The 24,071-nt window shown below is 31.2% G+C and carries 21 protein-coding genes, 1 tRNA gene and 2 rRNA genes; 18 read left to right on the top strand and 6 right to left on the bottom strand.

The window, feature by feature from the left end:
* Positions 1 to 51: 51 nt before the first annotated feature.
* From M2214_RS16245 to rsmI, 13 genes are all read left to right on the top strand, one after another.
* Positions 52 to 2,972 (top strand): 23S ribosomal RNA (locus tag M2214_RS16245).
* A gap of 48 nt (positions 2,973 to 3,020) precedes the next feature.
* Positions 3,021 to 3,094, top strand: a tRNA-Gly gene (locus tag M2214_RS16240).
* A 4-nt stretch (positions 3,095 to 3,098) separates the two neighbouring features.
* Positions 3,099 to 3,215, top strand: a 5S ribosomal RNA gene (rrf, locus tag M2214_RS16235).
* A 201-nt stretch (positions 3,216 to 3,416) separates the two neighbouring features.
* A complete protein-coding gene (locus M2214_RS16230) occupies positions 3,417 to 3,917 on the top strand; it encodes a GNAT family N-acetyltransferase (RefSeq protein ID WP_248481081.1) in 501 nt (166 codons plus the stop codon).
* Between the two features lie 15 nt (positions 3,918 to 3,932).
* A complete protein-coding gene (locus M2214_RS16225; RefSeq protein WP_248481080.1) occupies positions 3,933 to 5,525 on the top strand; it encodes a methyl-accepting chemotaxis protein in 1,593 nt (530 codons plus the stop codon).
* A 260-nt stretch (positions 5,526 to 5,785) separates the two neighbouring features.
* Positions 5,786 to 5,989 carry a DUF378 domain-containing protein gene (locus M2214_RS16220; RefSeq protein ID WP_248481079.1) on the top strand — a complete coding sequence of 68 codons (204 nt, stop codon included), beginning with the start codon at positions 5,786 to 5,788 and terminating at the stop codon, positions 5,987 to 5,989.
* 91 nt (positions 5,990 to 6,080) lie between these two features.
* A complete protein-coding gene (locus M2214_RS16215) occupies positions 6,081 to 6,260 on the top strand; it encodes a sigma factor G inhibitor Gin (RefSeq protein WP_248481078.1) in 180 nt (59 codons plus the stop codon).
* 93 nt (positions 6,261 to 6,353) lie between these two features.
* Entirely contained in the window at positions 6,354 to 7,766 is a 1,413-nt protein-coding gene (locus tag M2214_RS16210) for an aminotransferase class I/II-fold pyridoxal phosphate-dependent enzyme (RefSeq protein ID WP_248481077.1), read from the top strand.
* Between the two features lie 10 nt (positions 7,767 to 7,776).
* The gene (gene tmk, locus M2214_RS16205) at positions 7,777 to 8,400 is read left to right on the top strand and encodes a dTMP kinase (protein WP_326521601.1); all 624 of its coding nucleotides are present in this window, start codon (positions 7,777 to 7,779) and stop codon (positions 8,398 to 8,400) included.
* 1 nt (position 8,401) lies between these two features.
* A complete protein-coding gene (locus tag M2214_RS16200) occupies positions 8,402 to 9,340 on the top strand; it encodes a DNA polymerase III subunit (RefSeq protein WP_248481076.1) in 939 nt (312 codons plus the stop codon).
* Complete coding sequence (locus M2214_RS16195; RefSeq protein ID WP_248481075.1) at positions 9,337 to 10,230, top strand: PSP1 domain-containing protein; 894 nt, start codon at positions 9,337 to 9,339, stop codon at positions 10,228 to 10,230. Before M2214_RS16200 ends, M2214_RS16195 begins: the two co-directional genes overlap by 4 nt.
* A 41-nt stretch (positions 10,231 to 10,271) precedes the next feature.
* Positions 10,272 to 11,024, top strand: coding sequence for a tRNA1(Val) (adenine(37)-N6)-methyltransferase (locus tag M2214_RS16190; protein WP_248484897.1), 753 nt, complete (start codon positions 10,272 to 10,274; stop codon positions 11,022 to 11,024).
* Positions 11,025 to 11,858, top strand: coding sequence for a 16S rRNA (cytidine(1402)-2'-O)-methyltransferase (gene rsmI, locus M2214_RS16185; protein ID WP_248481074.1), 834 nt, complete (start codon positions 11,025 to 11,027; stop codon positions 11,856 to 11,858).
* Positions 11,859 to 11,894: 36 nt separating this feature from the next.
* Here rsmI and M2214_RS16180 read toward each other — a convergent pair whose 3' ends face one another.
* Complete coding sequence (locus M2214_RS16180; RefSeq protein WP_099191019.1) at positions 11,895 to 12,140, bottom strand: AbrB/MazE/SpoVT family DNA-binding domain-containing protein; 246 nt, start codon at positions 12,138 to 12,140, stop codon at positions 11,895 to 11,897.
* 143 nt (positions 12,141 to 12,283) lie between these two features.
* On the opposite strand from M2214_RS16180, the gene M2214_RS16175 reads away from it, so the two are divergent.
* The 4 genes from M2214_RS16175 (at position 12,284) to M2214_RS16160 (ending at position 17,362) form a co-directional block, all read left to right on the top strand.
* Complete coding sequence (locus M2214_RS16175) at positions 12,284 to 13,234, top strand: DNA double-strand break repair nuclease NurA (protein ID WP_248481073.1); 951 nt, start codon at positions 12,284 to 12,286, stop codon at positions 13,232 to 13,234.
* Between the two features lie 14 nt (positions 13,235 to 13,248).
* Positions 13,249 to 15,096: an ATP-binding protein gene (locus tag M2214_RS16170; RefSeq protein WP_248481072.1), complete on the top strand. Its 1,848-nt coding sequence runs from the start codon at positions 13,249 to 13,251 to the stop codon at positions 15,094 to 15,096.
* A gap of 78 nt (positions 15,097 to 15,174) precedes the next feature.
* Positions 15,175 to 15,591, top strand: coding sequence for a hypothetical protein (locus M2214_RS16165; RefSeq protein WP_248481071.1), 417 nt, complete (start codon positions 15,175 to 15,177; stop codon positions 15,589 to 15,591).
* Between the two features lie 814 nt (positions 15,592 to 16,405).
* A complete protein-coding gene (locus tag M2214_RS16160; RefSeq protein ID WP_248481070.1) occupies positions 16,406 to 17,362 on the top strand; it encodes a multicopper oxidase family protein in 957 nt (318 codons plus the stop codon).
* 514 nt (positions 17,363 to 17,876) lie between these two features.
* Here M2214_RS16160 and M2214_RS16155 read toward each other — a convergent pair.
* The 5 genes from M2214_RS16155 to M2214_RS16135 form a co-directional block, all read right to left on the bottom strand.
* On the bottom strand, positions 17,877 to 18,071 hold the full coding sequence (locus tag M2214_RS16155) for an H-type small acid-soluble spore protein (protein WP_248481069.1): 195 nt from the start codon (positions 18,069 to 18,071) through the stop codon (positions 17,877 to 17,879).
* Positions 18,072 to 18,275: 204 nt separating this feature from the next.
* Positions 18,276 to 18,704: an Lrp/AsnC family transcriptional regulator gene (locus M2214_RS16150; protein WP_248481068.1), complete on the bottom strand. Its 429-nt coding sequence runs from the start codon at positions 18,702 to 18,704 to the stop codon at positions 18,276 to 18,278.
* Between the two features lie 164 nt (positions 18,705 to 18,868).
* Complete coding sequence (locus M2214_RS16145) at positions 18,869 to 19,918, bottom strand: polysaccharide deacetylase family protein (protein WP_248481067.1); 1,050 nt, start codon at positions 19,916 to 19,918, stop codon at positions 18,869 to 18,871.
* 10 nt (positions 19,919 to 19,928) lie between these two features.
* The gene (locus M2214_RS16140; RefSeq protein WP_248481066.1) at positions 19,929 to 21,368 is read right to left on the bottom strand and encodes a putative glycoside hydrolase; all 1,440 of its coding nucleotides are present in this window, start codon (positions 21,366 to 21,368) and stop codon (positions 19,929 to 19,931) included.
* Between the two features lie 283 nt (positions 21,369 to 21,651).
* Complete coding sequence (locus M2214_RS16135) at positions 21,652 to 22,326, bottom strand: TetR/AcrR family transcriptional regulator (RefSeq protein WP_248481065.1); 675 nt, start codon at positions 22,324 to 22,326, stop codon at positions 21,652 to 21,654.
* Positions 22,327 to 22,738: 412 nt separating this feature from the next.
* Between M2214_RS16135 and M2214_RS16130 the strand changes: the two genes are divergently transcribed.
* Positions 22,739 to 24,064, top strand: coding sequence for a glycine/sarcosine/betaine reductase component B subunit (locus M2214_RS16130; RefSeq protein ID WP_248481064.1), 1,326 nt, complete (start codon positions 22,739 to 22,741; stop codon positions 24,062 to 24,064).
* Positions 24,065 to 24,071 lie beyond the last annotated feature (7 nt).

Below are 24,071 nucleotides of genomic sequence, written 5' to 3'. Positions count from 1 at the left end.
TTGGCGACGTACTTTAGTACTTTGAAAATTGAACAGATTTAAATAAATTTAGGTTAAGTTATTAAGGGCGTAGGGCGGATGCCTTGGCACCAAGAGCCGATGAAGGACGTGGTAAGCTGCGATAAGCTTCGGGGAGATGCAAGCAATCTTTGATCCGGAGATTTCCGAATGGGGAAACCCACCTAGAGTAATGTCTAGGTATCCTTAGATGAATACATAGTCTAAGGAGGGGAACCGAGGGAACTGAAACATCTAAGTACCTCGAGGAAGAGAAAGAAAAATCGATTCCCTAAGTAGCGGCGAGCGAAAGGGGAAGAGCCCAAACCTATGAAGTTTTCTTCATAGGGGTTGCGGATATGCTCACAAGAAAGAGGTATTGTAGTCGAAGAGGTTTGGAAAGACCCACCATAGAAGGTAATAGTCCTGTAGATTAAACAAGAAGACTTTCGAGCATACTCCAGAGTACCACGGGACACGTGAAACCCTGTGGGAAGCTGGGGGGACCACCCCCCAAGGCTAAATACTTCTTGGTGACCGATAGCGTATAGTACCGTGAGGGAAAGGTGAAAAGAACCCCGGAAGGGGAGTGAAATAGAACCTGAAACCCTATGCCTACAAGCTGTGGGAGCACATTTTTAGTGTGACCGCGTACTTTTTGTAGAACGGGCCAACGAGTTACGATAAGTAGCAAGGTTAAGGACTTAGGGTCTGGAGCCGTAGCGAAAGCGAGTCTTAACTGGGCGATTCAGTTACTTGTCGTAGACCCGAAACCGAGCGACCTACCCATGGCCAGGATGAAGCGAAAGTAAAATTTCGTGGAGGTCCGAACCCACGCACGTTGAAAAGTGCGGGGATGAGCTGTGGGTAGAGGTGAAATTCCAATCGAGCTCGGAGATAGCTGGTTCTCCCCGAAATAGCTTTAGGGCTAGCCTCAAGCTTAGAGATGAGGAGGTAGAGCACTGAATGTCCTAGGGGCCCTGTGGGTTACCGAAGACTATCAAACTCCGAATGCCTTTATCTTTTGCTTGGGAGTCAGACTGTGGGTGATAAGATTCATAGTCGAGAGGGAAACAGCCCAGACCGTCAGCTAAGGTCCCTAAATGTAAGTTAAGTGGTAAAGGATGTGGGATTGCACAGACAACCAGGATGTTGGCTTAGAAGCAGCCATTCATTCAAAGAGTGCGTAATAGCTCACTGGTCGAGTGATCCTGCGCCGAAAATTATCGGGGCTAAAACTTACTACCGAAGCTACGGCATTGACTTTGTCAATGGGTAGGGGAGCATTCACTGCGGGTTGAAGCTAGACCGGAAGGACTAGTGGACTGCAGTGAAGAGAGAATGTTGGCATGAGTAGCGAGACGTAGGTGAGAATCCTACGGGCCGAAAACCCAAGGTTTCCTGAGGAAGGTTCGTCCGCTCAGGGTTAGTCGGGACCTAAGCCGAGGCCGAAAGGCGTAGGTGATGGACAACAGGTTGAGATTCCTGTACTACCGATAATCGTTTGAAGAATGGGGTGACGCAGAAGGATAGGCTATCCTACTATTGGATATGTAGGTCCAAGCATTAAGGGAGCATTGATAGGCAAATCCGTCGGTGCAATCCTGAGGTGTGATGGGGAGCGAAATTTAAGTAGCGAAGTAGTCGATTTCATGCTGCCAAGAAAAGCCTCTACTGAGATTAAAGGTACCCGTACCGCAAACCGACACAGGTGGGTGAGAAGAGAATTCTAAGGCTAGCGAGAGAACTTTTGTTAAGGAACTCGGCAAAATGACCCCGTAACTTAGGGATAAGGGGTGCCTCATTAGGGTGTATGCCCGAAGAGGCCGCAGAGAATAGGCCCAAGCGACTGTTTACCAAAAACATAGGTTTCTGCTAAGTCGAAAGACGATGTATAGGAGCTGACGCCTGCCCGGTGCTGGAAGGTTAAGGGGATGTGTTAGACATTAGTCGAAGCATTGAACTTAAGCCCCAGTAAACGGCGGCCGTAACTATAACGGTCCTAAGGTAGCGAAATTCCTTGTCGGGTAAGTTCCGACCCGCACGAAAGGCGTAACGATTTGGGCACTGTCTCAACAAAAGACTCGGTGAAATTGTAATTCCGGTGAAGATGCCGGATACCTGCGACAGGACGGAAAGACCCCATGGAGCTTTACTGTAGCCTGGCATTGGATTTCGATATTACATGTACAGGATAGGTGGGAGACTGAGATACGAGAACGCCAGTTTTCGTGGAGTCATCCTTGGGATACCACCCTTGTAATATTGAGATTCTAACCATAGACCATGAATCTGGTCTTGGGACACTGTCAGGTGGACAGTTTGACTGGGGCGGTCGCCTCCCAAAATGTAACGGAGGCGCCCAAAGGTTCCCTCAGCACGGTCGGAAATCGTGCGAAGAGTGCAAAGGCAAAAGGGAGCTTGATTGCAAGACATACAGGTCGAGCAAGGACGAAAGTCGGGCTTAGTGATCCGGTGGTTCCGCGTGGAAGGGCCATCGCTCAACGGATAAAAGCTACCCTGGGGATAACAGGCTTATCTCCCCCAAGAGTCCACATCGACGGGGAGGTTTGGCACCTCGATGTCGGCTCATCACATCCTGGGGCTGTAGTAGGTCCCAAGGGTTGGGCTGTTCGCCCATTAAAGTGGTACGCGAGCTGGGTTCAGAACGTCGTGAGACAGTTCGGTCCCTATCCGTCGCAGGCGTAGGAAATTTGAGAGGAGCTGTCCTTAGTACGAGAGGACCGGGATGGACATACCTCTGGTGCACCAGTTGTCACGCCAGTGGCATAGCTGGGTAGCTATGTATGGAATGGATAAGCGCTGAAAGCATCTAAGCGCGAAGCCAACCTCAAGATAAGATTTCCCATCTTTATGAGTAAGATCCCAGGAAGACTACCTGGTTGATAGGTTCAAGGTGTAAGCTCAGTAATGAGTTCAGCTGATGAATACTAATAGATCGAGGACTTAACCAAATTTTAAATCTGATCAATTTTGAAAGTATTAATCTTAATACTTAATATGCGGGTGTAGCTCAGTGGTAGAGTTCCGGCCTTCCAAGCCGGCTGCGAGGGTTCGACTCCCTTCACCCGCTCCAAATATGTGGTTATTATAGCAAAGAGGATACACCTGTTCCCATTCCGAACACAGAAGTTAAGCTCTTTAGCGCTGATGGTACTTGGGGGGCAGCCCCCTGGGAGAGTAAGACGTAGCCACGTAACAGAGACTGTCAAATGACAGTCTTTTTTTATACAAAAAAACCTCTATTTAGTTAAAAATATTAGCATTATAGAGGTTTTTTTATCAGTATTACAGAATATTTAATTAAGGCTAATAAATATAAAATCCGAACAATATAATAATATTGAACCTTAAAGTTTTTTATTTGTTCTATATCAAAAAATGGGAGGAGGAGTAATATGAGCAAAGTTACTATAAGGCCAGTTAAAGTAGATGATATACCTTATATAAATGAAATGAGAATAATGAAGGGCGTAAAAGAAAATATATTAGGTATATCTACGGAGAGGATAGAATATACAGAGGAGTTTATTAAAAATATAGATATAAATAAGCATATTTTAGTAGCGCAATTAAAAGATGAGACTAAGGTGGTAGGCTTAGTTGGATTACATGTAAATTCTACACCAAGGCTTAGGCATAGTGCAAGCATAGGAATTATGGTTCATAGAGATTACCAAGGTAAGGGCATAGGAAAAAAGCTTATGAAAGAGATATTAGACTTAGCTGACAATTGGCTAATGTTAAAAAGAGTTGAACTTGGAGTTTTTGCAGACAATGAAAGAGCAATAAAGCTGTATGAGTTATATGGATTTAAAATAGAGGGAAGAAGAAAATATGCAGCAATAAGAAATGGAAAATATGAAGATGAATATATAATGGGAAGATATAATATATAAGGAAGGTAAGAAAGTATGAAATATATAAGAATAATATTGAACTCTATAATTGCTACTTTAATTATATTTTTTATTAAACAATTAAATGGATTATATTTTGCTATATCGGTATTGACAGTGTTGATAACTATGAATATTATCAATAGTATTAACAATAAAAAAAATGTATCACAAGAAAATATATATAAATCAAATTTGTTAAAAGAAAGGAATTTGAGTCAAGTTTTCACAGATGAGCTAGGGGAATTTGGGGATAATTTAAATGAATTTTTGCAAGACGTAAGAAATATAATAGCCAATACATACTCTTTATCACAAAAGCTTAATGAGAACACAAATATAATATCAAATAATGTATATACTAATTCATTGGCATTTGATGAGACTTTAGCTTCAATAGATGATTTATCCAAAACTATGGAATATCAATTAAATGAAATAAATAAGCTTGAAAATACATCTAAAATGCTATTTGAGCATGCAAGTATATCTAAGGACAATTCCCAAAGAGCTATAAATGAAGTTGAGAATATGAATGATACTATAAAACATAATAAAGAAGTTTTTACTAAGGTAGTAGATTTATTAAAGCATAGTAAAGATGCTGGAAATAATATGGCAGATGAAATAATAACTTTAAATAAGGAAGTAAAGGATATATATAATATAACAGATGAGGTTGAAAACATATCGAGGCAAACTAACTTGTTAGCTCTTAATGCAGCAATAGAAGCAGCAAGAGCAGGCGAATCAGGAAGAGGTTTTGCTGTTGTAGCTGATGAAATAAGAAAACTTGCAGTTCAATCTTCAGAATCTGTAGCTAAGATATCTCAAATAATAAATTTAGTAACTGATAAAATAATGAATATGTCTGATAAAATGCAAAATGAAATGAATATTATAAATAAAGATATAAGTATAGCTGATGAATCTATAAATTCTTTAGGAAATATATATACTAAATCAGAAGAAGTTATAACTGATGTTAGAAATATATATGAAAGCTCTAACAAACAATTAGAACTAACACAAGAAGTAAATCAAATAATAAAAGAATTTACATTCATAGTAGATGAAACAAATAAAGTATCATCTAAAATAAACGAAGATGGAATAGAACACTCATCTGCAATACAATCAATAGCATCATCTGTTGTACAGCTTGAGGATATGTCAAATGACACATATAAATATATGAAAAAATATTTAGATAGCTTTAAATTAGATAAAAATATGAATGATAGAATAAATAAGTCATTTGATATATTAAAAGAAATATCGAATGAAAAGGATATTTTATCAAAAAATAATAATACTAATCATAGGAACAATCTAAAAAATATCGTAAAATCTAATCCTTATTTTGAGGTTATATGTATTCTAGACAAAGAAGGATATAGTACTGTATCAAATATAGATGAGGAAGATTATGTTCAAAATTTCAAGCACAGAGATTATTTTAAAAAAGCAATGGATGGAGAAAAATTTAAATCAAATCCATATATATCAGTAGATACAGGGCATTATTGCGTAGCTATATCTATACCTGTAATAGATAAGGATAAGAGCATATCGGGATGTATAATGGCAGATGTAATAGTAGGGTAGAATTTGATTTATGCTATAATCTAGCTTATGTCCTAAATAATTCATACACGCTCCTTTGAAAAAACAAATGTAAATATAGTCCCTTATTAAGTGTTATTTACAATCTGAAAATTATATAATTTTCTTAGAGATAAAATATTTCTCGGGAAATAGTATAATAAATTACATAATATTGCCTATAACGACAATAATATGATGTAATATTTTATTAGAACATACAAATACTATAACTAAAATATAATGAAAAGGAGTGGCTGAATATGAGAAGGCTAGCCTTAGTTTTAGTTATAATAGGAGCTTTAAATTGGGGATTAATAGGTTTACTAAATTTTGATTTAGTAGCAACATTATTTGGAGGATCTACTTCATTTATAAGTAGAACTGTATATGCCTTAGTTGGACTTGCGGGTATATATGCAATAACTTTATTGTTTAACTACAGAGACGATAGAGATCGTATATAAATAAAACAAAAAATAGAAGGATTTATCCTTCTATTTTTGTATGCAATTTAATAATGATGTAAATAATATAATAAAGAAAGGGGATGATTATGTGCAAACAAATAAAACATGTTACATATGTAATAAAGAATCCGATAAAGGGATAGATATATTGGGAAGCTATATATGTAGAAATTGTGAACAAGAGATGATAGACGAAGAAGGAAGCGAACTAAAGATGGAATACTACAAAAGCAAAGTGAAAAGCCTGTGGAGGAATAATTTATCTTAGATATTAAAAGCTATACTTTAAGTATAGCTTTTTTGTTATAATGAACTAGGAAATTGAATACTTTCAAAAATTAAAATACAAAGGTGATATACAGTGAATACTCCTATAATAAATAAACTAAATGATATAAAAAATAGTGATATAGTGTCTTTTCATGTGCCAGGGCATAAAAACGGGAAGATATTTGATAGATTAGGTTATAGTGATTTTAAAAATAATATAGTTAATATAGACACAACAGAAATACCTGGAACAGATAATTTACACTCTCCAGAGGAAATAATTAAAGAATCACAAGAGATAGCTTCTAAGTTATTTAAATCAGATCATACAATTTTTTTAGTTAATGGAACAACTTGTGGGATACAGGCTGCTATAATGGCTGTGTGCTCGTTAAAAGATAAGATAATAGTGAATAGGGATTGTCATCAATCTGTTATAAATACCTGCATATTAGGGGATATAGAGCCTGTATACGTAAATCCTGATATAGATATGAAAACTGGTATATCTCTTGGAGTAAAATTAGATGATATAAAAAGATTGGTTGAAGAAGACCACAGTATAAAAGCTGTACTTATAACATCTCCTACATACTATGGAATAAATACGGATATCAAATTAATATCAGATTACCTACATAAAAAAAATAAAATATTTATAGTGGATGAAGCACATGGATCTCATATAGGGCTTAATGAGAGACTGGGAGTTAGCGCTATAGAACAAGGAGCAGATATATCTATTCAAAGTACTCATAAAACACTTCCTTGTTTTACTCAAGCATCAATGCTTCATATAAAATCAAATATAGTTGATATAAATAGATTAAAATCATTTCTTAGAATAATTCAATCATCATCACCATCTTATATGTTGATGGCATCTATTGAAATGGCAGTAGAGATATATAGAAAACATGGTAAAGAATTGATGGAAGAATTAATAGACAATATAGATGAAACTAAAAATTACATAAAAAATTTAAAAAATATATCTTTATACAATTATAAACATAGTGATATAACTAAAATGTATATTATAACTAAAGATCTAAATCGGTCAGGATATGAAATAGAAGATATATTAAGAGAAAAGTATAATATACAAGTGGAATTATCCAATCCATATGGTGTATTATTAATATGTAGTATAGGAAATGATAAACATGACTTTGAAAAACTAAGACAAGCATTAGGATATATAGATAATGAAATCGGAGACGATGATTTGATAGAAGTAGATTATCCAAATTACATTCCGGAAAAAGCTCTTAATCCTAGAGGCGCTTTTTACTCAAATAAAAAAAGTATACCTATAAAAGATGCTGTAGGAAAGATATGTGCAGAATATATAGTACCATATCCTCCTGGTATAAGCTTATTATCTCCTGGAGAAATAATAACTAAAGAAATAATAGATTATGTACAAAACTGCAAAAGCATAGGTATGAATGTTGCGGGAATGGAAGATAAAAATTTAGAATTCATAAAGATAATAGACTAGAGGTGATATTTTGAAAGGATTATTTATAAGTATAGAAGGACCTGATGGATCGGGAAAGTCTACTCAGATAAAATTATTAAAAGATTATTTACAAAATAAAGGGTATGATACAGTACTTACAAGAGAACCTGGTGGAACTAAAATAAGTGAAAAAATAAGAAATATAATACTTAATAAGGAAAATAAAAGCATGCATTCAAGAACAGAAGCTCTATTATATGCAGCATCAAGAGCTCAACATGTCGAGGAACTTATAAAGCCAGCATTAAAAGAAAACAAAATAGTAATATGTGATAGATTCGTAGATTCAAGCCTTATATACCAGGGAATAGGTAGAGGATTGGGAATGGAGAATATATATAATCTCAACTTATTTGCAATGCAGGATGTGATCCCAGACCTTACCTTATTATTTGATATAAACATGGATAAAGCAAAAAAAAGAAAAGAAAACAGAGGAAATTTAGATAGACTGGAAAGCGAGAAAGACGCTTTTCATGAAGATGTGTTTAATGGATATAAAAAATTAAAAGAATTGTATCCTAAAAGAATCAAAACAGTAAGAGCTAATGGATCTATAAAACAAGTTCATCAAGAAATAATAAATATAATAAATAATTTTTTGGAGAATTAAAATGTACTTTGATAATGTAATAGGGCATGATAGAGCTAAACGATTTATTTTAAATTCAATGAAAAAAGATAGAATAAGCCATGCATATTTATTTGAAGGTCCAAGTGGAGTAGGAAAGAGTATGTTTAGCATGGAACTATCTAAAATGATGTTTGGAACTGATAGTTTAGAAAACAATCCTGATTTAAAAATCCTAAGACCAGATGGAGCTTCATTTAAAATAGGTCAAATAAGAGATATGCAAATGGATATAATAATAAAGCCTTATAAAAACAAAAAAATATATATACTAGAAGATGCTCATAAAATGACAGTTCAGGCACAAAATGCTTTATTAAAAACTCTAGAAGAGCCACCTGAATATGCTTTAATAATATTAATAGCTGAAAACTCTAGGTCAATACTAGATACTATAAAATCAAGATGTGAAGTAGTGAAATTTTCACCACTTACACAAGAGCAAATACAAAACTATCTTGTAGATAAAAAAAATATAGATAGTCAAAGGGCAAAAGTTGTAGCTTCATTTTCTATGGGAATCTTGTCTAAGGCGCTAGACTTATGCTATAGTGAAGAATTTAATAACAAGAGAAATGAAATACAAGAGTATCTAAATATAATACAATCTAGAGACTTAATAGATATGTATACTATTAATACAAAACTAGAAAAACATAAATCAAATTTAAATGAAGTTATGGATATGTTGATAACTTATTTTAGAGATATACTGATGATAAAACAAGGTGTAGATGAAAGTCTTATAATAAATTTAGATCAAATAGAATTTTTAAGTAGTTTAAGTAAGAAATTTACTTATTTCCAAATTTCAAATATTATTGATATAATAGATGAAAGTAATAAAAATCTTATGAATAATTGTAATTTCAATATGGTAATAGGAACGATGATTTTAAATATATACGAGGTGATTAAATGATAAAAGTTGTAGGAATTAGATTTAAAAAAGCAGGTAAAATATATTATTTCAATCCACTTGAATTTGATGTAAAAAAAGATATGAATGTTATAGTAGAGACCGCTAGAGGACTCGAATATGGAAATATAATAGTAGGGCCTAAAGAAGTTAGTGAGGAAGAAATAGTAGCACCGCTTAAGCCGATTGTAAGAATAGCTACAGAAGAAGATACTAATATATATAATGAAAATCAACAAAAGGCCAAAACAGCCTTCGATATTTGTATTGAAAAAATAAAAGAATATGAACTTGATATGTATTTAATAGATTCAGAATATACATTTGATAGAAATAAGCTTATATTTTACTTTACAGCAGAAGGTAGAGTGGATTTTAGAGATTTAGTTAAAGGGCTAGCAGCCATATTCAAAACTAGAATAGAGCTTAGACAAATAGGAGTAAGAGATGAAGCAAAAACAATAGGAGGACTTGGACCTTGTGGAAAGCCTCTTTGTTGTTCGACTTGGCTTGGAGATTTTCAACCGGTTTCTATAAAAATGGCAAAGGATCAAGATTTATCACTTAATCCAAGTAAAATATCTGGAATATGTGGAAGATTGTTTTGCTGCTTAAAATATGAGCACAACACATATAGTGATATATTAGATAAAATGCCGTCAGTTGGAACACTAGTAATGACTCCTGATGGAAAAGGAAAAATAACAGATACTAATACCTTGGCAGAAAAAGTAAAGGTTGAAATAGATAAAGGAAAAAAATCTGAGAGCAATGTATATGAGCTTCATGAAATAAGCGTTATAAAAGAATCTAAAAAATGCGGAGGATGCTGTAAGAAAAATGAACAAATAGATCCTCAAACTTTAAAAGAGCTTAAAAAGCTAGAAGATTAATTATTAATTTCAGCTTGATTTTAATGAAAAAGGAGAAAGAAATGGATATAAAGTTAAAATACAGTGAAAGAATAGACGATCTTCAAATCAAAGGGCTTAAAATAATTCAAGACAAAGAAGGGTTTTGCTTTGGAATAGATGCAGTACTACTTGCAAATTTTAGTAAAGTAAAAAACAATGCAAAAGTAGTAGACTTAGGAACAGGAACGGGTATAATACCTATACTAATAGCTGGTAAAAGTAGAGCTAAAGAAGTAATAGGTGTTGAAATTCAAGAAGAAGTTGCCGGGATGGCAAATAGATCTATAAAGCTCAACAATTTAGAGGATAGGGTAAGAGTAGTAAATGAAGACTTAAAGAATATAGATAGTGTACTTGAAGTTAATACATTTCATGTAGTAACTTCTAACCCTCCTTATATGAAGCCTGATGGATTAAAAAATATAAATGATAAAAAAGCTATATCAAGACATGAAATAAAGTGTAATTTAGAAGATGTTATAAAAGCAGCATCTAGATTATTAATGCACCACGGAAAATTTTTCATGATTCATAGACCTATAAGAATAGCTGATATAATAACAATATCTAGAAAATATAAATTAGAGCCAAAAGAAATACAGTTTATTCATCCAAAAGTAGGTAAAGCTCCTAATCTAATGATGATTGCATTTACAAAAGCTGGAAAACCAGAGCTAAAAATACTAGATCCTCTTTATGTATATAAAGAAGATGGAGAATATACAGATGAAATAAAAGAAATTTATTCAAAACAAGATATAGGAGAGAATTAAATGAAGGGTAATCTTTACGTATGTGCTACTCCAATAGGAAATTTAGAAGATATAACTATAAGAACATTAAATACATTAAAAGAGGTAGATTTAATAGCTGCAGAGGATACTAGACACAGTATAAAGCTGTTAAACCATTTCAGTATATCAAAACCCCTTACAAGCTATCATGAACATAATAAAGATAGCAAAGGAAGCGTGATAATAGAAAAGATGTTAAATGGAGAGAATGTAGCTATAATTACTGATGCTGGTATGCCTGGAATATCTGATCCTGGAGAAGATCTTATAAGACAAGCTATAGATGCGGGTATAAAGGTAGATGTACTTCCGGGAGCTACAGCATTTGTAACTGCACTTGTTGGAAGTGGGCTTAAAACCAGAAAATTTGCATTTGAAGGATTTTTAAATAGAGATAAAAAAATAAGACGACAAGAATTAGAAGAATTAAAACATGAAAGAAGAACTCTAATCTTTTATGAATCTCCACATAGACTAAAAAATACACTTTCTGATATATTGAGTATATTGGGAGATAGACAAATATCTATATGTAGAGAAATCACTAAAAAATATGAAGAAATAATAAGAACTAGTGTTGAAGATGCTTTAAATATATTCAAAGAAAGAGAAATAAAAGGAGAGTTCGTACTTATATTAGATGGCTTTAGTGGAGAGATACAAAGCTTAAATAATAATGATGATTTAAGTATACGTGAGTATGTAACTAAGCTTATAGAGGATGGAATGAGTAAAAAAGATGCTACAAAACATGTTGCAAAGGAAAGAAAGTTACCTAAAAATGAGGTTTATCAAGAAGTATTAGATTTATAGTATATAAGAAAAGTCCCCTAGGGGACTTTTTATAAATTACTTCATTTCAGATAATTTTTCTACGCAATCAGGACAGATGTTTTTACCTGCAAAATGTTTTATGTCTTTTGCATTTCCACAGAATATACAAGCTGGCTCATATTTCTTTAATATTATACTCTCACCATCAACATATATTTCTAAAGCATCTTTCTCAGCTATATTTAACGTTCTTCTTAATTCTATTGGTATAACAACTCTTCCTAATTCATCAACTTTTCTTACTATTCCTGTAGATTTCATAACTATACCTCCTATATTATATAACAACATTTTTCGACAATTTATATATTAAAATAATAACAAGGATGGCAATAAAAGTCAACAAAAAGTGATTGAATAAGTTCTGATTTAACATAAAGTTAACAAATAAAGGAGAAATTAAATTGGAAATAAAAAATGATTTAATTAATAATTTTAAAGAGGTTAATTATCAATTAAAAACCATTCATAGACCATTAAAGAATATCGGAGTTAAGAAAATTCGACAAGAACTAGAAATAAAAAATATGAAAAAACTTAGTAATGAAGAATTAATAAGAATTAGAAAAGAAGGAGATATAATAGGTATAGATGGAAGCAAAAATAAAAAAGGAAATTTACACCCCCATTACTTAGTGGCTATAAGTGCACTTGCAAAGAGCATGGATTTAAACAAAGAGCCTATATCGTTGTACCAAGTATTCTCACCATTAATAGACAAACTTAATAGTGAAAAAGCTAAAGAAAAAGAAGAAAACATAATGTCTGAGTTAGAAGCAGAAGTTGCAATTCAAAGTGTACAAAAATATAGTCCTCATATTATAATGATGGATGGTTCTTTAATGACATATAGTATAAAGTGTCATGAAAAATGGAAAGAACTTAAAAGAAAGTGTATAGAAAACAATATACTTTTAATAGGAATAATAGAAGAAATAAAGACTAAAGAAATGGCACATGTATTAAAATTAAAAGAGATAGATATTGGAGAAGATGTATATGATAAAGAGGTACTATTTGGATCATTAAAGGAAGGCGAATATATAAATATACTACCTGGAAAATCTAAAAAAACGAAAGAGGATATAGATTGTTGTTTTTTGAGAACATCATCAGATCCTAGCGCTATAGCCATGGATTTTTTATCAGTTCAAAAGGAAAACATGCAAAAGCTTTGCGATATAGTATATACATTAACTCCTAAGAATTCAAGGGGAATACCTATATGGCTAGATATAGTAGATAAAGAAGTAAAAATAACGGATGAGATGATGAATGCTTTAATAGATACATACATAGATAAAGACTTATCTAATCTATTTATAAAACCTAAAAGAGAAGAAAGAAGCTTGTAAGGAGGGGAATTAATATGCAAGTTGTAGGTATTACTACACAACAAGAAGTAAGTGTTGTAACAAAAGAAAGACCATTCAAAATAAATGAAATAATAGTAATAGAAGATGACTATCAGAAAAATCAGCTGGGAGAAGTCTTCGAAACTATGTCATATAACAGATATATACCACTTAATATAAATGGTGGACTTATAGATTCTAATGTATTAAATTCTCTTAGTCAACTAGGATATAAAGTGGGAGAAGAGACTATCCATCTAGCAAAAATAAGACTTCTAGAAGAAGCAGAGTATCCTATATGTACAGGAGCTAAGGTTAGAAAACCTCATTTTAAAGAAGTAAAAGATCTATTTATAAAATGCGAAAAAGACAATGGATTATTGCTCGGAGAAATAAAATCTACAGAAGATATGGAAAATAGTATGGATGATGAACTTAAGAATACATTATGTATTTGGAATAAAGAAAACATAATAAATCAAAGAGGAGTTCCATTTATATTCGATATAAAGAAAATGCAACAATATCCTCATATAGGTATATTTGGAGGGTCTGGCTCTGGTAAAAGCTTTGGTAGTAGAGTTATACTTGAAGAAATTATGAAGCTTAACATACCGACAGTAGTACTGGATCCACACTTTGAAATGGATTTTTCAAATAAATGTCCTGATCTAGATGAAAAATATTTAACTGATTTTAAAAATAAATTTACTATATATCAAATAGGAGTAGATGTTGGAGTTAAATTTGAAGATTTAAATAAAAATGAACTAAAAAAATTATTAACAGCATCAGGCAATATAACAGATTCTATGAGTAATGTAATAGATAATATATACAAAAAAAGAGATACATACATGACATTTTTGAAAAGGCTTGAATATTTGGCAGAAGGTCAGAGGTTAGGTTCTGAGAAAAAAATATACGACAAGATGAACACTAGTGAAGAAGTATATGAAAAGAAAAAATACTCTGATATACAAAAATTATTCTTAGAGTATAATACAAAATGCCCTGCGGCCTCTGTAAGTGGAGTTATATGGAGATTAACTAGACTTTATAACGAAGGAATTTTTTCAAAGGATATACAGCCTATAGAAAATAGCATCAAAGAAGGTAAATTAATAGTTATACAAGGGGATATGAGGCTTATACAGGTGTTTTCTACATATCTTTTAAATAAACTATATCATAAGAGAAGAGATTATAAGGACGCTAAATATAAAGAAGTAGAAAATAGTGATTTTTTCCCACCTTTTATAATAGTAACTGATGAAGCACATAATTTTGCTCCAAAGGGATATGAAGCGCCATCAAAATCTATAATAAAAGAGATAGCTCAAGAGGGAAGAAAATATGGAGTATTCTTAATACTTGCAACACAAAGGCCGACTCTTTTAGATGAGACTGTAACTGCACAGTTAAACACTAAATTTGTATTTAGAACTGTTAGAGCATCGGATATAGCTACTATAAAAGAAGAAACAGATATAAGTGCAGATGAAGCAAAGAGACTTCCTTACTTAAGATCAGGAGATACATTCGTATCATCAGCTATAATGGGAAGAACAATACCTGTTAGAATAAGAATGGCTAAGAGCACAAGTCCTCATACAGAAAATCCTTTTGATGAACTAAGTTTATTTATAGAGAGCTCAAAGAACAAGGTATTCGATATTATAAAAACTAGATTTCCAATAAAAGAAATGGAACTTGATGATATATTAATAACGCTTGAGCGAAATGAAATAAACATGAATATAAAACAGCTAGAGAGTGAACTTGATAGGCTAGTTGCTGATGAAAAGCTTGTAAAGGGAGAGAATATGTGGGGATATTTTTATGATATTGTGGATAAATAAGATTTTAAAAAAAGAATAGTCTCATCTTAAAGCTAAAAATGATGCTCATTGAAATACCGCTATTTAGTTAATATTTCAATGAGCATCATTTTTGAATTTGGAGGTTTAGAGATTGAGAAATTATTACCATACTGGTTTATTGAATTAACAAGTCAAATACCACTAATTGGTACAGAATTTGGTTTTCAGGAATTTGAACCAGAAGAAGATTTTGATGGTATCTCATATATGTTATGGAATGATACCAATGCTATGATTGAAGAGAGCATGGATTATATTCCAGGTTGTGCAATTTTTGAGAGCGGTTTTATTTGTATTGCAAGCTGTTCACTGGGCTCAGGAGATCCCTTTTTTATTCCAATAAACAAAGGAGATAATCCTCCAGTTTTTAGAGTATTTCACGAATTTGGTGAAAATACTGATGAAATACTTAAAGAGGGTATGGAATTAGTATCTGAAAGATTATCAGATCTATTTAAAAAAGCTATTATTTAATTAGAATTCACCCCAATAAAATACATCCACTAAGTTGTGCTTACAAAAGAACAACTTAGTGGATATTAAGAAATATTGGAGGTATACCCTAATTAATACTTAAATACCATTTTAGGGAAGTGTCAACAATTTCAAACCTTTGATATTACTATAGTTGTATTTATTTTATAAAAATTCTGCATTTTTAGGGCTAAAATAAGCTCTAAAATGCAGAATTTTATGTTTCATGTGAAGAATTAATAGTCAATTTTTTAAAAAATAGTTGATGTAGTTGTAATGGCCAACCTGTGTTTTTTTCGAAATTTTTCACCAAAGCTGATTTAAAACCAGTAACTTCAATGAATGTATCAATTTAACGATAGATTCTTTTTTTATTGCCATTAAAAATATAAAAAGTCAATAAACTTAGGATATTTTAGACCATCAAAAATAAAAACAAACTATAGTCTAAAAACTCCTGAAATTAGTATTTATAGACCTTAGTCAAGTTTATTTGAAATAAATATATACTCAAATGAAGACTCATAATAAAATATTGATTATGAGGATGGGTTAATAAAATTAGAAATCAAAGTTCGAGAGCTTTAATTTATTGAAGCATTGATTTAACTGTGTTTGATACTTCTATGGTGAAAAATTTTGAGAATATGTTAGATCGTCTAAATAGATAAACTGAAAACTTATTTCCTTTAAATGTAAATGCGTTTGTGGTTTATCGTAGCTACCTTAGGATTACTCAAAATTACTAGTGTAAGTATAGATTATCCTGTTAAATCATATAGTTTATAGAATTAATATTACTGGAGGTATCGATATGGTTATAACACCTGATGTTCCTGTATTAAATTATATGAAAAAAGGTAAGGTTAAATACTTTGAACTTGCAGCGCAACCAGTAAAAAGAGAAATACTTCCAGGTATTTATATGAATGCTTGGGGTTATAATGGATCAACTCCCGGTCCTACTATATTTGTATATCCTGATGATGAAGTTTGTATAAGGGTTTACAATCAACTTGCACAACCTACTAGTGTTCATTGGCATGGTCTTGATATTCCAAACAATATGGATGGAGTTCCAGCCGTAGAACCATCTCCTAAAATAAACCCTGGATGCTATTTTGATTATAGGTTTAAAATAACAAATCCACCGGGAACTCATATGTATCATTCTCATCTTTATACTGTAGTTCAGGATATGATGGGACTTGAAGGAGCATTTATAATACTTGATCCAGATGAAAAAAAAGAAGATATACAAAGAGATTTCTTTATCATGCTTGAAGAATATACCCTTAAAAATATAGATCCTTTTTCTTTAAAACAAGGTGTATATGATATTAATCCATTCTCAATGGATGCTAATTTTTTTACTATGAATGGTAGGTGCTTTCCTTATACCAGCAGATTGCTGATCGAAAAAGAAGATAATGTAAGGATAAGATTTGGAAATATAGGTATGGCAAACCACCCTATTCACTTTCACGGGCATCAATTTCTAATAAGTGCATCGGATGGCAATACCATAAGAAAAGAAAACAGACTACTTAAGAACACTATATTAGTTCCTTCTGGTTCAACGTGGGATATAGAGTTTTACGCAAACAATCCAGGTATTTGGCCTCTTCACTGTCATTTCCCTCACCACGTTAGTAATAATAAGACACTTCCATTTGGAGGTATGGCAACTGCCGTTGTTTATAAAGGATTTGATAGTAAAAAACATCAAGAATATGCAAAATGCTTCTATTCAAAAAATATAGGGTTTTGATATCAAAACCTATTTATATTCCTGCATTTAAATTTATTTCATCGTTTATTATTCCAGTACCTTCAACTTTACTACCTTTCTTTAGTTTAGGTTGTGTCGATGGTATCTAAAATATCCTTTGAGCTATAGTCTATTTAAACAGTGAAAACATATAGAAATACTGTTTGTTTAGACTTGTTTTTCTTATTTTTAAATAAATGTTTTATAATGTCTTGATTTCAAATAAATAAAATCTATATAATTCGCTTATAAACAGTTTTTTGAGATTAACATGAAAAGAGTAGAGATATTTTTCCATGTTAAAAATAGTTAGGTAAGATCAGATTTTATAATAAAGTGAATAATACTAAAAAAACTATCTATAAAAATATTGTTGCATTCGAGGTATTTTTATAGATAGTTTTTGATTACCCACATTAAATAACGTTTTAACTTATATAATATTAGAAAGTAAATTAGCAAGTATTTTTAATAAGCGGAGTACGTTAGGAAACGTTAACAATATGAGATTTTTTTAATGTCTTTTTATATTTTCGTTTTCAGTTAACTCAACAATAGGAACTACCATTCTTTTATCGTTGTTTAGACTTTTGACATAAACGGTTTCTGTTCTACTATCAATATTTTCGAGCCATACAGGCTCATTTTTATACAAAACTTCAACATTACCATTAGATTGTAATATTTCAGTAGCTCTACTTAGAATCATAGATACACCTCCTTAGATTATTATTTCTAAATTAAACAATAATATGTAAAGGTATTTATTTTATATAATGAACTTTATTTTTATAAATGTATAAAAAAATATGCCTATAAAAATACAAGCAGTTGCTTTTCACGTATTTTCATAGACATATTTTTGATAACTTAAATAAAATTCAAAGAAAGTATACATTTAAAATCTTCAAAATTATAATATAGACTTGGATTCTATTGGCGAGGAAAGTATAATATGAGTCTGAGTACTTCCCATTTGCTTAATAGTATCTATTAAAGATTCAAGATCATCCATATTAGGTACCAGAACCTTTATGATAACACATCCTTGACCAGTTATATGGTGACATTCTACTATACTGTCATTATTATTTGCAAAATCAACAAAATGAGAGTATTTATCTGCTGGCAGTGATATATTCATAAAAGCACTTACATTTTTGTTTAATTTCTTAGGATTTATTATAGCTTTATAAGCTAAAATTATATTATTCTCTTCTAAACGCTTAACTCTTTCTGAAACAGCAGGAGAAGTTAAACCTACCGATTGACCTAAGTCTTTCATTGAAATTCTTCCGTTATCTTGAAGAATTTTTATAATTTTACGATCCGTAGAATCCATCGATTACCTCCATTATATAATATAACGATTAAAATTTATGCATATAAGTTAATTATAACATTTTTCTAGCGAATAGGAAATTGTAAACTTAAAACTAAAATATGCCTATGAAAATATAGTACATTAGAGTTATTTTCATAGGCATATTATTGAGCTACTGTAAGTTAATAAGTTACTATAATTTTATCCTTTATATCTTTATTTAATACATCTTCATAATTATTAGGTATACATATAGTATTTGAGTCTCCATCACTTATATATCGTATTTGTTTGTTTTCATCGAATTTGTTTAGCCAATCATATAAACCAACATTGTCTACGTTAGTCTCGCTAGCTCGAACTCTATGAATTTTACTAAAGTCAAAGTTCTTATGGTAAGGAGATTTGTAAGGGTCCCATCCAACAAGTAGGACAGCGTTATTATTGTATGATATGGAATCATATCCTCCCTTAATCGCATATATATAATCGTCACCTTGTGGTTTTCCTCCAAATGGTAAAGCTAAAGTATTTACAGAATAATCTTTAACATACTTATTTATAACCTCGATTTCTTGAACTATAGCCTTTTGTATAGTGTCTTTATCTGACTTTGATAAATCAGTATGATATAGAGTGTGATTTCCTATATCATATCCATTTTCCAATAGAAAGTTTAATTTATAATCTACATATTCAGGTTGGTTGAATATATTAGAGTTTAAAAAGAATGTAGCCGTAGTATCAAAATCAGGATGAGATTTCTTAAATTCTTCTAAAATCCCAATAGCACAATTAGGATCTATTTTGATATCACCATTTTCTTCAAATACTCTAAAGTTATTTTCATTTCCATCATCGAATGTTATAACAACAGGAGTAAAACCAGCTTCTGTATTTATGTTTCCACTTGCATAATCATTAAGGCTTATAGTACGATATTTTTTTTCGTACAAAGTATTTAAATCTTTTCTGAAGTTATCAGGAGTTCTAACCCATGTAGATTCTTCTTGTCCTATATTGTGATACATCAAGACCATTATTTTTCCGAGTTCATTAGGTTTAACCTTGTTATAATCTATTTTAACATCAGAGCTTTCTTTTTTTATTTCACTTGATTGAGCAGAATCTGAAGATTTTAAATCAACTTCACTCTTTGAAACATCTGATTTAGAACAGCCAGACAATACAAATGTTAATAAAATAAAAATAATTATAGCTTTATTTTTCATAGTATACCTCCTATTGTTCAAAGCTGTATTTATTACCAGCATTCCAAAGTATATACTCATCTATTCCGTTATCATTTAAAGCTTTTATTTGAGCTCTTACCTCAGTTTCATTGTACTTAATATTACCTTTAACCCAAGATGCTGTAAAATCTTGTATCCAAGGCCTAATAGTAGCCGGATTATCTACATTTTTATTTCTTTTTATAGAATCCTTAGCTGATTGAAATACTGTTTCGTAAGGATGAGCATCTGGTACATCAAGTCCATACACTGTATTCCCATAATGACTAGGATACATCATAGGACACACATAATCTACAACACCACTAACAGCTTCCCAGTGTTGGCCAAGACCCATATCGTTTGGAACAGAACCTACAAGACCGAATATATCGGCACTTATATATACATTTTCAGATGAAATATTTTCTTTAGCATATTTTAAGAAACTTTGAATGGTTTGAGCCTTGCTAGTATCTCCACTACTATTTCTATAATCTAGCTTTGCATCTAATTTACCACCATTAGATGCTGGAAATCTTACATAATCGAATTGAATTTCATTAAATCCAATTTGAGCAGCTTCTTTTGCAACACTTACATCATACTCCCAAAGATTTCTATCATGAGCTGATGCCCATCTCAGACCGTCTTTACTTACAAATGTTGAAGCAGTTTCCTTGTTTATAATTGCTCTTTCAGGATAGTACTCTGTATAAATAGGATCTTTAAATGTAACTATTCTAGCTACTAAATATATTCCGTTATCATTTAATTTCTTTATTAATTTAGACATATTTTCTTTAGATAGAGCTTTTTCATTTGCTTTTGGAGCAAACTTTTCAGACGCATCTGTTTTAAATAACATATTTCCGAAATCATCCTTAACGTCAACTACAAAAGCATTTATTTCACTTTCATTACAAAGCTTAATCAGTCTGTCTAAGTTATCTCCAAGGATAGAATTTATTGTAACATAAATTCCTTTTACTTTCTGTCTTTTATTATTTTCATACTCATAAGTTTTAGGATAATTAGATAAATCTACGCCTTTTAGATTCTCACTTAAGAGGTCATGTTTATCTTGAGTTAAAAATTCGGATGATACCCATCCTGCTTTTTCCTCATCATTATCATTAATGAATTTAACATTATACCATTTTGTCTGTTGTTCATTTTCATCAACATAAGAATTATTATCTATAATTTCAACTTTGTCGAATCTAGATAACTTATAAATTATAGGTGATTGAGTAGAGTGAGACTCTCTTAGATTTAATTGAGAGGGTTTAACATAAAAAATATTTTGTTGTTTTTCGTCTTTTTTTTGTTCATTTTGAGTTTGTGATTCTTCTTTAGGTTTATTATTTTCTAAAGAAGCTTGAGTGCATCCGACAAAAAGTGAGAAGCACAATGATAATGCTACTAAAAATAAGTATTTTTTCTTCATATCGATTATCCTTTCTTATGTCTTAGAATATTTTATAATATTATTCTAATACAAATAACAAGTGTTTAATAGAGTATATTATGGAAATAATCTTTAAATAATTAAATTTTCAATAATAAAAATAAAGATATATACTCAAAGACGAATATTCTGAAAAATGAAAGGAAAAATACAAGTTTTTAATTAAAAATAAAAGACAAAACAGGAATACGTTTTCATAAAACGACACAAAAAGACATAAATTTAACAAATGAAAACATAAAATGGTATAGATTATAACAAATTACACGAACAATTCATGTTTTTTAATTAAATAGTGATTTAGATTTATCTTTATAAATTTTATAGTTTTTAACACAAAATTATCAACATCTACATTTATTCCATTATCTATTATATTAGACAATATACCCTTATATATAAGTAAAAAAAGTTCAGTTATTTCTAATACATCTTCTTCTTTTATATATCCTTCTTGTGCACAATCATCTAATAAAATATAGGATCTATCATATATATTATTTTTTAAAAGCATAGTATGTATGCTATGAGATGAGTTGCTTATTTCTTGAGGAAAAATTTCGTAATATTCACTTATATAGTCGTTTAGAGAATTAGATAATTTAGCAAAGAATATAGAATAAAATATTTTTGGGTTACTAAAAGAATAATAGCAAAAACATTCCCATACACGAATAGTTCTATCTACCGAATTAGTGCAATTTTCAATGTATAAAGGCAAAGTATCAGTATAAGATTTAGTAAATCTCATGCAAGCCAAAAATACAAGGTGATCTAAATTTTCAAAGTAATTATAAAGTGTAGCACTATTGTATCCAGTCAAAGCAGCTACCTTTCTAATTGTTACATAATCAATACCTTCTTCTTCTATTATTTTAGCTGTAGCGTCTATAAAACACGTCATCATTGCGTGTTTTTTACTTTTTCTTGCGTTCATATAAAAACCTCCTAATATATAGTCGTATTTTATTATGTTACAAAAATATAATACTATTAAAAATAAAAATGAACAATAAAGAAATATTATAAAAGCATAGTAGAGGATAGCAAAAAAAGACAATATGCATTAAAAAAAACAATAGTTTGTTAAAAAAATATAAAAAAAACCTATAAATACTATTGTAATCTAATCATGATTATGTTAAGATTAACTCAAGTTAATTAATTAACAGAAAACGAGTTGTAAAAAAACTCATAACAATTGGGTATTATAAAAAATGAATTGAAAAATTCGAAAAAAATTTTTACATTCAAATTTTTGAAAATTGATAAGCTTCACCTAAGTTTCAATTATTCGAATATTCTAGCAAAAAAACTGTGATAAGTTAAAATGAAAGGAGTGTCAAATAGTGAAATTAGAAATAGGTAATTTTCATGTTAAAGATATAGTATTTGGAGATAAGACATTCTACAAAGATGGTATCCTAACAATTAATAAAGAAGAAGCTTTAGCATTTGTAAAAGAAGATGAGCATATAACTGATGCAGATTTAAAAATTGTTAAACCGGGGGAAAACGTTCGCTTAGTACCTGTTAAGGAAGCAATAGAGCCAAGAGTTAAATTAAATGGAGATCCTTTATTCCCAGGAGTTACAGGAGATCTTGTAAAAGCTGGAAATGGAAAAACACATGCATTAAAAGGATGTAGTGTACTAGTTGTTGGAAAACACTGGGGAGGATTCCAAGATGGATTAATAGATATGAGTGGAGAGGGAGCGAAATACACTTACTTCTCTCAACTTAAAAATATAGTATTAGTTGCTGATACAGATGAAGATTTTGAAAAAAGAGAGCAACAAAAGAAAAACAAGGCTTTAAGATGGGCAGGTATGAGACTTGCTGAATACATAGGAAACGCAGTTAAAGAATTAGAGCCAGAAGAAGTAGAAACATATGAATTAGAGCCAGTAACTAAGAGATCAAAAGAAGTAAATGATTTACCAAGTGTTGTGTTCGTAATTCAGTGTCAATCACAAATGGAAGAAATGGGATACAATGACTTAGTATATGGATGGGATATGAATCATTATGTACCGACATTCATGAATCCTAATGAAATATTAGATGGAGCTATAATATCAGGAAGCTTTATGCCTTGTTCTTCTAAGTGGTCTACATATGACTTCCAAAACTTCTCTGCTATAAAGAGATTATACAAAGAACATGGAAAAACAGTAAACTTCTTAGGAGTTATAACTTCTAACTTAAACGTTGCACTTGATCAAAAAGAGCGTTCTGCAATATTCGTATCTCAAATGGCAAAATCTTTAGGAGCAGATGCTGCTATAGTTGCTGAAGAAGGATATGGAAATCCAGATGCTGACTTCATAGCTTGTGTAGTAGCACTTGAAAATGAAGGAATCAAGACTGTTGGACTTACAAATGAGTGTACTGGTAGAGATGGAAACTCTCAACCATTAGTTACATTAGATGAAAAAGCTAATGCTATCGTATCTTGCGGTAATGTATCAGAATTAATAAAACTTCCACCTATGGAGACTGTAATTGGAGAGCTTGAAGCTTTAGCAAGAGATGGATTATCTGGTGGATGGGCAGATGATGAAGTATTAGGATCATCTGTTAAGGAAGATGGATCTATAATAATGGAAAATAACTCAATGTTCTGTGGTGATCAAGTTACAGGATGGTCTCCAAAGACAATGAAAGAATATTAGGGAGGTG

The organism is Tepidibacter aestuarii (assembly GCF_934924865.1).
Taxonomy (GTDB): domain Bacteria; phylum Bacillota; class Clostridia; order Peptostreptococcales; family Peptostreptococcaceae; genus Tepidibacter_A; species Tepidibacter_A aestuarii.
Note: the sequence above shows the minus strand (reverse complement) of the source record. Positions and strands in the feature narration are given on the sequence as shown.

Coding starts and splice junctions, on each gene's coding strand:
- M2214_RS16230 (WP_248481081.1), top strand. CDS start 3,417: ATGAGCAAAGTTACTATAAGGCCAGTTAAAGTAGATGATATACCTTAT.
- M2214_RS16225 (WP_248481080.1), top strand. CDS start 3,933: ATGAAATATATAAGAATAATATTGAACTCTATAATTGCTACTTTAATT.
- M2214_RS16220 (WP_248481079.1), top strand. CDS start 5,786: ATGAGAAGGCTAGCCTTAGTTTTAGTTATAATAGGAGCTTTAAATTGG.
- M2214_RS16200 (WP_248481076.1), top strand. CDS start 8,402: ATGTACTTTGATAATGTAATAGGGCATGATAGAGCTAAACGATTTATT.
- M2214_RS16195 (WP_248481075.1), top strand. CDS start 9,337: ATGATAAAAGTTGTAGGAATTAGATTTAAAAAAGCAGGTAAAATATAT.
- M2214_RS16190 (WP_248484897.1), top strand. CDS start 10,272: ATGGATATAAAGTTAAAATACAGTGAAAGAATAGACGATCTTCAAATC.
- rsmI (WP_248481074.1), top strand. CDS start 11,025: ATGAAGGGTAATCTTTACGTATGTGCTACTCCAATAGGAAATTTAGAA.
- M2214_RS16180 (WP_099191019.1), bottom strand. CDS start 12,140: ATGAAATCTACAGGAATAGTAAGAAAAGTTGATGAATTAGGAAGAGTT.
- M2214_RS16170 (WP_248481072.1), top strand. CDS start 13,249: ATGCAAGTTGTAGGTATTACTACACAACAAGAAGTAAGTGTTGTAACA.
- M2214_RS16165 (WP_248481071.1), top strand. CDS start 15,175: ATGAGCATCATTTTTGAATTTGGAGGTTTAGAGATTGAGAAATTATTA.
- M2214_RS16160 (WP_248481070.1), top strand. CDS start 16,406: ATGGTTATAACACCTGATGTTCCTGTATTAAATTATATGAAAAAAGGT.
- M2214_RS16155 (WP_248481069.1), bottom strand. CDS start 18,071: ATGATTCTAAGTAGAGCTACTGAAATATTACAATCTAATGGTAATGTT.
- M2214_RS16150 (WP_248481068.1), bottom strand. CDS start 18,704: ATGGATTCTACGGATCGTAAAATTATAAAAATTCTTCAAGATAACGGA.
- M2214_RS16145 (WP_248481067.1), bottom strand. CDS start 19,918: ATGAAAAATAAAGCTATAATTATTTTTATTTTATTAACATTTGTATTG.
- M2214_RS16140 (WP_248481066.1), bottom strand. CDS start 21,368: ATGAAGAAAAAATACTTATTTTTAGTAGCATTATCATTGTGCTTCTCA.
- M2214_RS16135 (WP_248481065.1), bottom strand. CDS start 22,326: ATGAACGCAAGAAAAAGTAAAAAACACGCAATGATGACGTGTTTTATA.